Below are 11,271 nucleotides of genomic sequence, written 5' to 3' on the forward strand. Positions count from 1 at the left end.
CCGGCGGCTTGTTTGCCGTTGTTCCGTCTCAGTGGGGCCGCATTATAGGGAGAAATTGAGATCCCGCAAGCATAAATATGAAAAATGTTTTCGTTAGCTCACTTTTCATACATAACGCTTATTTTTGCCTGGTATTCATACAAAAACGAGCCCCGAAGGGCTCGTTTTCTTATTTTTGTGACTTACTGCACTGCCACAATATGGTCGTCTTTGACTTCCAGACGAACCATTTTGCCAGGAATCAGCTCGCCGGACAAAATTTGCTGCGCCAGCGGGTTCTCTATCTGCTGCTGAATAGCTCGTTTCAGCGGACGCGCACCGTATACCGGGTCGTAACCGTTTTTGCTCAGCAGATGCAGGGCTTCGTCGGAGATCTGCGTTTCATAGCCACGCTCTTCCAGACGTTTGTAAAGACGCTGCAGCTGAATCTGGGCAATAGAAGCAATATGCGCCTCACCCAACGGGTGGAACACAACAACTTCATCTATACGGTTAATGAATTCCGGACGGAAGCTGTGGCTGACCACACCCAAGACCAGATCTTTCATATGGCCGTAATCCAGATCGCCGAAACGTTCCTGAATCAGATCAGAGCCAAGGTTCGACGTCATGATGACTACCGTATTACGGAAGTCGACCGTTCTCCCCTGCCCATCGGTCAGACGACCATCGTCGAGCACTTGCAGCAGAATGTTGAACACATCCGGATGCGCTTTCTCCACTTCATCCAGCAGGATGACGGAGTATGGGCGGCGACGAACGGCTTCCGTCAGATAACCACCTTCTTCATAGCCGACGTATCCTGGAGGCGCACCGACCAGACGAGACACGGAGTGTTTTTCCATAAACTCGGACATATCGATACGCACCATAGCGTCGTCGCTGTCGAACATAAAGTTAGCCAGCGCTTTGCACAGCTCGGTTTTACCGACACCGGTCGGCCCCAGGAACAGGAACGAGCCAATTGGGCGATTTGGATCGGACAGCCCGGCGCGGCTACGGCGAATCGCGTTCGATACCGCTTCTACCGCTTCGTTCTGACCAATCACCCGGCTATGCAAATCCTGCTCCATACGTAGCAGCTTATCGCGTTCGCCCTCGAGCATTCTGGCGACCGGAATACCGGTCCAGCGCGCCAGCACTTCTGCAATTTCGGCATCCGTCACTTTATTACGTAACAGACGCATCGTTTTGCCTTCAGACTGCGTGGCCGCTTCGAGCTGTTTTTCCAACTCAGGAATTTTGCCATACTGCAGTTCGGACATTCTCGCCAGGTCGCCCGAGCGGCGAGCCTGTTCGATGGCAATTTTCGCCTGCTCAAGTTCGGCTTTAATGGTTTGCGTCCCGGAAAGAGAAGCTTTCTCCGCTTTCCACTCTTCTTCTAGTTCCGAATACTGCCGTTCTTTATCTTGCAGCTCTTCGTTGAGCATATCGAGACGTTTTTTACTCGCCTCATCAGACTCTTTCATTAACGCCTGCTGTTCCAGCTTCAACTGAATAATACGGCGTTCGAGTCTGTCCAGCTCTTCCGGCTTAGAATCAATCTGCATACGGATGCTGGAAGCCGCTTCATCAATCAGGTCGATAGCTTTATCCGGCAACTGACGGTCGGCGATATAGCGATGAGACAGCGTAGCTGCCGCAACAATCGCCGGGTCGGTAATCTGCACGTGATGGTGCAGCTCATAGCGTTCTTTCAGCCCACGCAGAATAGCAATGGTATCTTCGACCGACGGCTGCGCAACAAACACTTTCTGGAACCGACGTTCCAGTGCCGCATCTTTTTCGATGTATTGGCGATATTCATCCAGCGTCGTGGCCCCAACGCAGTGCAGTTCACCACGCGCCAGCGCCGGCTTCAGCATGTTCCCGGCATCCATTGCGCCGTCGGCTTTACCCGCGCCCACCATGGTGTGCAACTCGTCGATAAACAGGATAACGTTGCCTTCCTGTTTAGACAGATCGTTCAGAACCGCTTTTAAGCGCTCTTCAAACTCACCGCGGTATTTAGCCCCGGCCACCAGCGCACCCATATCCAGCGCCAGTACACGGCGGCCTTTCAAGCCCTCCGGTACTTCACCATTGATGATGCGCTGTGCCAGCCCTTCAACAATGGCCGTTTTACCAACACCAGGTTCACCAATGAGTACCGGGTTATTTTTGGTACGGCGCTGCAGTACCTGGATGGTACGACGAATTTCTTCATCACGACCGATAACCGGATCGAGTTTGCCCTGTTCGGCACGCTCGGTCAGATCGACAGTATATTTCTTCAATGCCTGACGTTGGTCTTCGGCACCCTGGTCATTCACGCTTTCACCTCCACGCATTTTTTCAATTGCCTGAGTGATGTTGGCAGTTGTCGCGCCAGCTGATTTCAGTAATTCAGCCAGAGTGCCACGGGACTCAAGCGCAGCCAGAACAAACAGTTCTGACGAAATAAAGTTATCGCCGTTTTTTTGCGCCAGCTTATCGCAGAGATTAAGTACGCGAATAAGATCTTGTGACGGCTGCACGTCGCCACCGGTGCCTTCCACCTGTGGTAAACGGCTTAGTGCCTGCTCGATTGCGGTGCGAAGCTGACCAGCATTAATACCAGCCGACGTTAATAAAGGACGTACCGATCCCCCTTCCTGATTCAGCAAGGCGCTCATTAAATGAAGAGGTTCGATAAATTGGTTGTCTTGCCCCAGTGCGAGTGACTGGGCATCGGCAAGAGCAAGCTGGAATTTATTGGTAAGACGATCCAGACGCATGACTCCTCCCATAATAGGTCAATTTTGCTACAGGAGATTAAATGAGGTCATCCCTCAATTATTCAAGGTTAAATGACCTATTCAATGAGAAAAAATTATCAGCGTTCTGGATCGTCTTGATTCTATAGGTTATATCAGCCAGATGAAACTTGCCATACGACCTGTAGTACGGTCGCGACGATAAGAGAAAAAATCATCCTTTTCGCTGAAGGTACAGCGGTCGCCGCCGAAGACAGCGGTTACGCCGATATTTGCCAGCCGCTGACGGGCCAGCAGGTAGATATCAGCATAGTATTTATCGCCAGCTGGGCGAAATGCGCTCACCGCTTTGGCATCTTTCGCCATAAACGCTTCGCGTACTTCCGGGCCGACTTCAAACGCCTGAGGGCCAATCGCCGGGCCAAACCAAGCCAGAATATTATCCGCACTATCGTTAAAGCAGGCGACGGTCTCTTCCAGCACACCATCGCACAGGCCACGCCAACCAGCATGTGCCGCCGCGACTTCTGTGCCATCCCGGTTGCAGAACAACACGGGCAGGCAGTCTGCCGTCATTACCGCGCACACTGTCCCTGGGATATTACTGTAGGACGCATCGGCACGCTTAGAAGCATAAGGCTCGCCGGTAAGATGCAGGACATCCTTACCGTGAACTTGCTCCAGCCATACCGGTTTTGACGGCAGTTTTCCTGCCGCAAACATACGCTTACGGTTCTCTTCAACGAGTTCAAGGTTGTCACCACAGTGAGCGCCAAGATTCAGTGAATCCCACGCCCCCAGGCTAACACCACCGACACGCGTTGAACTACAGGCCCCTACCCCATTCGGTAACGGCCATTCAGGGACAATGATTTTGGTCATAGCCAGTCGACGTCGTCCTTATGCTCTTCAAAGTCATCGCGCATGACTGCGATAAGATCGACCATATCCTGCGGAATCGGCGCATGCCATTCCATCTCAATCCCCGAAATTGGATGATAGAGACGCAGCATTGTTGCGTGAAGCGCCTGACGGTCAAACTGACGCAGCGTCGAGATAAACTCATCCGAAGCGCCTTTTGGCGGACGCGGACGGCCACCATAGACCTGATCGCCCACCAGCGGATGGGTTATGTGCGCCATGTGCACGCGGATCTGGTGCGTACGTCCTGTTTCCAGACGTAACCGCAGACGCGTGTGCACACGGAAGTGTTCCATGATGCGATAGTGCGTGACCGCCGGTTTACCCATAGGGTGCACCGCCATGTGCGTGCGCTTGGTTGGATGACGGCTGATCGGCTCTTCAACGGAACCCCCGGCTGTCATATGGCCAATAGCCACAGCTTCGTACTCACGGGTAATTTCGCGCAGCTGCAGCGACTCCACCAGACGGGTCTGAGCGGGAACAGTTTTTGCCACCACCATCAGGCCGGTGGTGTCTTTATCCAGACGATGCACAATACCAGCGCGCGGTACGTCGGCAATCGGCGGATAATAATGCAGCAGCGCATTCAGCACCGTGCCGTCCGGATTACCGGCACCAGGGTGCACGACAAAACCACGCGGCTTGTTGATGACAATAATGTCTTCATCTTCATAAACGATATCGAGCGGGATATCCTGCGCTTCAAAGCGGATATCTTCATCAATTTCGGCATCGATAGCGACATTCTCGCCACCCATGACTTTCTCTTTCGGCTTGTCAGAAACTTTGCCGTTTACCTGAACGCGTTGGTCAAGGATCCACTCTTTTATGCGCGATCGCGAATAATCAGGGAACATTTCGGCCAAAGCCTGATCTAAGCGTTGACCGAGTTGTGACTCGGACACCGTTGCGGTGAGTTGTACTCGTTGTGCCATATACAGCTTCTTCGTTAACGTTGGGTTTTTACGGCTTTGCCGTTTAATATAGTGTGCTATTGTAGCTGGTCTTAGTCGGGAACAGGAACTGTGAATATCCCGTATAAACATTTTGAGGAAAGTCAAAACGTCATGACGCGCATGAAATATCTGGTGGCAGCGGCCACGTTGAGCCTGGCTTTGGCGGGGTGCTCTGGTTCAAAGGAAGAGGTTCCTGATAATCCGCCTAATGAAATCTACGCAACTGCTCAGCAAAAGCTCCAGGACGGTAACTGGAAACAGGCAATAACGCAACTGGAAGCGTTGGATAACCGCTATCCATTTGGGCCATATTCTCAGCAGGTTCAGCTGGATCTGATCTACGCATACTACAAAAATGCCGATCTGCCGCTGGCTCAGGCCGCCATTGACCGTTTCATCCGTCTGAACCCAACGCATCCAAACATCGACTATGTGATGTACATGCGCGGTCTGACTAACATGGCGCTGGATGATAGCGCACTGCAGGGTTTCTTTGGGGTTGATCGCTCCGACCGTGACCCGCAGCACGCACGTGACGCATTCAACGACTTCTCGAAGCTGGTGCGCGGCTATCCGAACAGTCAGTATGTGACCGATGCCAACAAACGTCTGGTTTTCCTGAAAGATCGTCTGGCGAAGTATGAGCTTTCCGTTGTCGATTACTACACCGCGCGCGGTGCATGGGTTGCGGTAGTTAACCGTACCGAAAACATGATGCGTAACTACCCTGATACTCAGGCGACGCGCGACGCGCTGCCGAAGATGGAAAACGCATACCGCGAAATGCAGATGACCGCACAGGCTGACAAAGTGGCGAAAATCATTGCCGCCAACAGCAAAAATACGCAGTCCTGATCAAGCTATCATCAAAAGCAAAACGGCAGCCCGATGGCTGCCGTTTTTTTATCCATTTTAATCACTTGCTGAAGCGGTTTAGCGGCAAGTCATCCTATCAAATATGGCTTGTATTTCTCGATCCGACAAGTAAAAAATCACTTCTTCCTGTCCTGACTCACAAAATGAATGCACTGACAAAAAGTGACAAAATAATGTGATCAATATCACACATTTTAAGCAAATCCGAGGTATGCTGGAATCACCAAGACGGAAAGACAAGAGGTAAAATTTATGACAATGAACATTACCAGTAAACAAATGGAAATTACTCCGGCTATCCGCCAGCATGTCGCAGACCGTCTCGCCAAATTGGAAAAATGGCAAACTCAGTTAATCAATCCTCATATCATTCTGTCGAAAGAACCGCAGGGTTTTGTTGCTGATGCCACGATGAACACCCCGAACGGGCATCTCGTCGCCAGCGCAAAACACGAGGATATGTATACCGCCATTAACGAATTGATCAACAAGCTGGAACGGCAGCTAAATAAGGTGCAACACAAAGGGGAAGCCCGTCGCGCAGCAACATCAGTGAAAGACGCAAGCTTCGTGGAAGTTGAAGAAGAGTAAACCGAACTTTGAACTTTAATGTGTCACGCCAACGCGCCTTCGGGCGCGTTTTTTATTGACAGAACGAAAACAGAGCAGGTACTGTAAAACCTCACTACGTTAAGGATTTAATCAGCCGTGAAATTGCTACCGTTTTTCTTCGCATTCTTTTTTACCTTCCCCTGAATGGGAGGCGTTTCGTCGTGTGATAAAGAATGCGAAGACGAACAATAAGGCCTCCCACCCGGGGGGCCTTTTTTATTGATAACAAGAAAGGCAAACATGATGACTTCGGAAAACCCGTTACTGGCGATACGCGATAAGATAAGCGCGCTGGATGAGAAATTAGTGAGCCTGCTGGCAGAACGTCGCGGACTCGCCATTGAGGTTGGTAAAGCCAAACTGGCGTCTCATCGCCCGGTACGCGATATCGATCGCGAACGTGACCTGCTGGAGCGCCTGATTACCATCGGCAAAACACACCAGCTTGATGCGCACTATATTACTCGCCTGTTCCAGCTGATTATTGAGGATTCCGTTCTCACCCAACAGACCTTATTGCAGCAGCATTTAAACCAGATCAATCCGCACTCGGCACGTATCGCTTTTCTTGGCCCAAAAGGTTCGTACTCACACCTGGCGGCGCGTCAGTATGCCGCACGTCACTTCGAGCAGTTCATTGAAAGCGGCTGTTTGAAGTTTGCCGATATCTTTAATCAGGTTGAAACCGGACAGGCCGACTATGCCGTTGTGCCTATCGAGAACACCAGCTCCGGCGGTATTAACGATGTTTACGATCTGCTGCAGCACACCAGCTTGTCCATCGTAGGTGAAATGACGGTCCCTATTGACCACTGCCTGTTGGTTAGCGCCGGGACAACGCTGGAAACCATTGAAACGGTCTACAGCCATCCTCAGCCGTTCCAGCAGTGTAGCCAGTTCCTGAGCCACTACCCGCAGTGGAAAATTGAATATACCGAGAGCACTTCAGCTGCGATGGAAAAAGTTGCGCAGACCAACTCCCCTACCGTAGCCGCACTAGGCAGCGAAGCTGGCGGTAAGCTGTACGGATTACAAGTGCTGGAGCACTGCCAGGCTAATCAGACGCAAAACATCACCCGCTTCCTGGTGTTGGCCCGTAAGGCCGTCAATGTCTCCGATCAGGTACCGGCAAAAACCACGCTGCTGATTGCCACCGGGCAACAAGCCGGTGCGTTGGTAGAAGCACTGTTGGTGCTGCGTAACCATAAACTGATTATGACCAAACTCGAGTCTCGTCCTATCCACGGTAATCCGTGGGAAGAGATGTTTTATCTCGATATTCAGGCCAACCTGGAAGCGCTGCCAATGCAAAAGGCGCTGAAAGAGCTGTCCGGTATTACCCGTTCGATGAAAGTGCTGGGGAGCTACCCCAGCGAAAACGTCGTGCCGGTTGACCCGATTTAAGCTTCGATAAATGGCGTCTTCTTCATGCCTGCCACCGTCACCGGTAGCGTGAAGATGGCGCCTGAAAGCGGATACTGCGCCACTTCTGCCGCCGACATATTTTCTCGCGTGGTGGTAATAAATAACGTGCGCATATCCGCTCCGCCAAAGCAGACCATCGTCGGACAACGTACTGGCAAACGATATTCCTCAAGCTGTACGCCTTCTGGTGAAAACCGTGCCACTCGCCAACCGTCAAACATCGCACTCCAGTAGCAGCCTTCCTCATCTATCGCCGCCCCATCGGGAATACCTTCACCGGCAGTAAACTTACGGAACACTTCTCGCCGGCCAGGCTCACCCTGCTCATCCAGTGGCGTACGATAAATCACGGCATTCGGCGTATCGGAAGTGTACATCCAGCGCTTGTCTTCGCTGAATGCCAGGCCGTTGGCACCATGAATATCACACTGAATAACCTTCGGCTTAAGTTGATTGTCCACACGGACCAGCAGCGCGCCGTTGTAATCGCCCGGCCCCCAGAATGTACCGGCATAAAAACGGCCATCCCGGTCCGTGCCGCCGTCGTTAAAGCGTGCGAGCTGAGGATTGCTTGGGTTATCACAGATTTTATGCACCAGCAGACCGCGGCTATCGGCGAGCCAGATAGCGCTACGCAACGCGACGATAAAGCCGCCCTTCTCCCGCAGGGAAAAACAGCCGACCTCTTCCGGAAACTGGAGGATTTGGTGCTCGCCGGTCGCCAGCGCGTAGCGGTGAATTTCACACTCCATAATATCGGCCCAGTACAGCGCCTGCTCGGCATCGCTCCATGTCGGGCATTCCGGCAGATGTCCGGTGTAATCAAACAGCAGGTTTGCGTCAGCCATCGTCTTTATCCCATAAAAAAAGCCAGAGGATTTCCCCTGGCTTTCAAGTATATACAGTTTCGATTACTGCCGGTTGTCATTCGCCTGTCGTAACAGGACGCGGCTCTCACTCTGGAAACGTTGCGCGTAATCACCGAACCAATGTTCAACTTTGCGGAAGCTATCAATAAACGCCTGTTTATTGCCTTGTTCCAGCAAGCCAATAGCCTCACCGAAGCGCTGGTAGTAGCGTTTAATCAGCGCCAGGTTATTGCCAGATGACATGATGATATCGGCATACAGCTGCGGATCCTGGGCAAACAGTCGCCCAACCATCGCCAGCTCAAGGCGATAAATCGGCGAGGAGAGCGCCAACAGCTGCTCCAGTTGCACGTTCTCTTCCGCTAGATGCAGGCCGTAGGCAAAGGTTGCGAAGTGGCGCAGCGCCTGGATAAACGCCATGTTCTGATCGTGTTCAACCGCGCTAATCCGGTGTAAACGCGCCCCCCAAACCTGAATCTGTTCGAGGAACCACTGATACGCTTCCGGCTGGCGGCCATCACAGTACACGACAACCTGTTTTGCCAGGCTCCCGCTATCCGGCCCAAACATCGGGTGCAACCCAACAACGGGGCCGCTGTGCGCCGACAACATCGCCTGCAATGGCCCAGCTTTCACCGAACAAAGATCAACCAGAATGCAATCTGCCGGCAGCGGAGGCAGTTTCTCAATCACCTGCTCGGTGACGTGGATCGGCACGCTAACGATAACCATACCAGCGTCCGCCACCAGCTCCGGCGCGCGCGACCAGTCTTCTTTTTCCAGCGTACGAACCAGGTAGCCAGACAGACCGAGCATTTTTTCAAATAGCCGCCCCATCTGGCCGCCACCGCCGACAATCACCACCGGGCGCAGCGACGGACATAGGGTTTTAAATCCCTTGTCGTTTTCACTGGAGTAGGACTCGCGCATCACGCGGCGCAGAACATCTTCAATCAGGTCAGGCGGAACGCCCATCGCCGCCGCTTCTTTGCGGCGCGAAGCCAGCATCGAAGCTTCGCGCTCCGGGACGTAAATCGGCAAGCCATACTTACTTTTGACTTCACCGACTTCCGCGACCAGTTCAAGACGCTTTGCCAGCAGATCCAGCAACGCTTTATCAACGACATCAATTTGATCGCGCAGCGCGGTCAGTTCAGCAACCATACTATCCTCTTACGCCAGACGAGCCGCCAGATGGCCGCGTAAATCCTTGTCGAGTTCACGCAGCAGCGCATCCGTAGCTTCCCAACTGATGCAGGCATCGGTTACTGATACGCCGTATTTCATATCACAGCGCGGCTGCTCGGAAGACTGGTTGCCTTCGTGAATGTTGCTCTCAATCATCAGACCGATAATAGAACGATTACCGTCCTTGATCTGTGCGACAACGGATTCCGCCACCGCAGGCTGACGGCGGTAGTCTTTATTGGAATTACCATGACTGCAATCTACCATCAGCGATGCACGCAGTCCTGCTTGTTCCATCTCTTTTTCACACTGCGCCACGTCTTCCGGACCGTAGTTCGGCTTTTTGCCACCGCGCAGAATCACGTGACCATCCGGGTTGCCCTGAGTACGCAGCAGGCAGACCTGACCGGCCTGGTTGATACCGACAAAACGGTGCGGCATTGCAGCAGCGCGCATGGCGTTAATTGCCGTCGCCAGAGAACCGTCGGTACCGTTTTTGAAGCCTACCGGCATCGACAGACCGGAAGCCATTTCGCGGTGAGTCTGCGATTCAGTGGTACGCGCACCAATCGCCGACCAGCTAAACAGATCGCCCAGGTATTGCGGGCTGTTCGGATCCAGCGCTTCAGTTGCCAGCGGCAGCCCCATGCTTACCAGCTCAACCAGCAGGCGACGCGCAATTTTCAAACCACCTTCCACATCAAACGAGCCATCCATATGCGGATCGTTGATAAGCCCTTTCCAACCCACGGTGGTACGAGGCTTTTCAAAATAGACACGCATAACCAGGTAGAGGCTATCGCTGACCTCTTCCGCAAGGGTTTTAAATCGACGCGCGTATTCGATGGCAGCTTCAGGATCGTGAATAGAGCAAGGCCCACACACTACCAGCAGGCGCGGATCGCGACCGGCGATAATGTCAGAAATCGTTTTACGTGATTGGGCGATCTGCGCTTCCTGCTCTACGGTGAGCGGGAATTCAGCTTTCAGTTGATCCGGGGTGATCAAAACCTGTTCATCGGCGATATTTACGTTGTTCAGCGCGTCTTTTTGCATGATGGCATTACCTGTTATGGCTCGTTTGCGATAGTTGTTTCCTCAATGAGGTGAAACCACAATATCATAACCAGTAAAGATTTCAATCCAAAATACGTACAGATTTATTTACACAAGCCAATTTAATGCAAAAAAATGGTGATAAAATCGTAATTAAAAATTTACACCCATGATTTTTCACCCTTCACTCTGAGCGAGGAATAAACAATCCCAGGTTTTCTCTTCACTGCCGCCATTTTTTCCCCACAGATCCATCCTTGTACCTTGTCATCAGGTAGACAGAAATGGCAAAAAATACCGTCAATGAGATTTCAGTTAAAGATAATCTGATACCGGCCGATAAATTTAACAATCTCCCTGTTAATCATACTGAATATGTCTATGATTACGCGAAGGGCAGCAAAAACAGGCTGAGCAGGATTAATTTTTTATCCTCATCCGTCAAAACCAATACCAATTCAAGATTTAACTTAAATCATATAAAACGAATTTCTGACATAGTGACGGCTTTGATAAACAATGATATTTTGCCAAAATCTGGTAATGACTCCAACTTACTGATAGTGTTTTATGTTCAGATAATGCCCGATGACCTTGTCATGCAGCTCCACCGATTTTGAGAACGACAGT

General features: G+C 51.8%; 11 protein-coding genes and 1 other annotated feature. Of the genes, 4 read left to right on the forward strand and 7 right to left on the reverse strand.

The features are described from left to right. Positions 1-182 precede the first annotated feature (182 nt). The 3 genes from clpB to rluD all read right to left on the reverse strand — a co-directional run bounded on the left by clpB (position 183) and on the right by rluD (position 4,594). A complete protein-coding gene (clpB, locus tag ABOC97_RS23505) occupies positions 183-2,756 on the reverse strand; it encodes an ATP-dependent chaperone ClpB (protein ID WP_349602246.1) in 2,574 nt (857 codons plus the stop codon). 129 nt (positions 2,757-2,885) lie between these two features. Continuing rightward, positions 2,886-3,617, reverse strand: coding sequence for a purine nucleoside phosphorylase YfiH (gene yfiH / locus ABOC97_RS23510; RefSeq protein ID WP_349602248.1), 732 nt, complete (start codon positions 3,615-3,617; stop codon positions 2,886-2,888). Beyond that, positions 3,614-4,594, reverse strand: a complete 981-nt coding sequence (rluD, locus tag ABOC97_RS23515) for a 23S rRNA pseudouridine(1911/1915/1917) synthase RluD (protein ID WP_234504267.1) — start codon at positions 4,592-4,594, stop codon at positions 3,614-3,616. Before rluD ends, yfiH begins: the two co-directional genes overlap by 4 nt. 132 nt (positions 4,595-4,726) lie before the next feature. On the opposite strand from rluD, the gene bamD reads away from it, so the two are divergent. From bamD to pheA, 4 genes are all read left to right on the forward strand, one after another. Further along, entirely contained in the window at positions 4,727-5,470 is a 744-nt protein-coding gene (gene bamD / locus ABOC97_RS23520) for an outer membrane protein assembly factor BamD (RefSeq protein WP_234504268.1), read from the forward strand. 273 nt (positions 5,471-5,743) lie between these two features. Then, on the forward strand, positions 5,744-6,082 hold the full coding sequence (raiA, locus tag ABOC97_RS23525; protein ID WP_052284541.1) for a ribosome-associated translation inhibitor RaiA: 339 nt from the start codon (positions 5,744-5,746) through the stop codon (positions 6,080-6,082). Positions 6,083-6,198: 116 nt separating this feature from the next. Further along, positions 6,199-6,323: a sequence feature (Phe leader region), on the forward strand. Further along, a complete protein-coding gene (gene pheL, locus ABOC97_RS23530) occupies positions 6,200-6,247 on the forward strand; it encodes a pheA operon leader peptide PheL (protein ID WP_121497579.1) in 48 nt (15 codons plus the stop codon). (Overlaps the previous feature by 48 nt.) 23 nt (positions 6,324-6,346) lie before the next feature. Further along, complete coding sequence (gene pheA / locus ABOC97_RS23535) at positions 6,347-7,507, forward strand: bifunctional chorismate mutase/prephenate dehydratase (RefSeq protein ID WP_349602256.1); 1,161 nt, start codon at positions 6,347-6,349, stop codon at positions 7,505-7,507. Here pheA and ABOC97_RS23540 read toward each other — a convergent pair. From ABOC97_RS23540 to ABOC97_RS23555, 4 genes are all read right to left on the reverse strand, one after another. Then, positions 7,504-8,376 carry an SMP-30/gluconolactonase/LRE family protein gene (locus ABOC97_RS23540; protein ID WP_349602251.1) on the reverse strand — a complete coding sequence of 291 codons (873 nt, stop codon included), beginning with the start codon at positions 8,374-8,376 and terminating at the stop codon, positions 7,504-7,506. The two genes, pheA and ABOC97_RS23540, sit on opposite strands and share 4 nt — an antisense overlap. Positions 8,377-8,439: 63 nt before the next feature. Beyond that, positions 8,440-9,561: a bifunctional chorismate mutase/prephenate dehydrogenase gene (gene tyrA, locus ABOC97_RS23545; RefSeq protein ID WP_349602253.1), complete on the reverse strand. Its 1,122-nt coding sequence runs from the start codon at positions 9,559-9,561 to the stop codon at positions 8,440-8,442. A 9-nt stretch (positions 9,562-9,570) separates the two neighbouring features. Continuing rightward, the gene (gene aroF / locus ABOC97_RS23550) at positions 9,571-10,641 is read right to left on the reverse strand and encodes a 3-deoxy-7-phosphoheptulonate synthase AroF (RefSeq protein WP_052284537.1); all 1,071 of its coding nucleotides are present in this window, start codon (positions 10,639-10,641) and stop codon (positions 9,571-9,573) included. Between the two features lie 554 nt (positions 10,642-11,195). After that, positions 11,196-11,271: IS1 family transposase (locus tag ABOC97_RS23555; RefSeq protein WP_033802282.1), on the reverse strand; the 76-nt coding region annotated here is incomplete at its 5' end.

This window comes from Kluyvera huaxiensis (assembly GCF_040149365.1).
Classification (GTDB): Bacteria; Pseudomonadota; Gammaproteobacteria; order Enterobacterales; family Enterobacteriaceae; genus Kluyvera; species Kluyvera intermedia_A.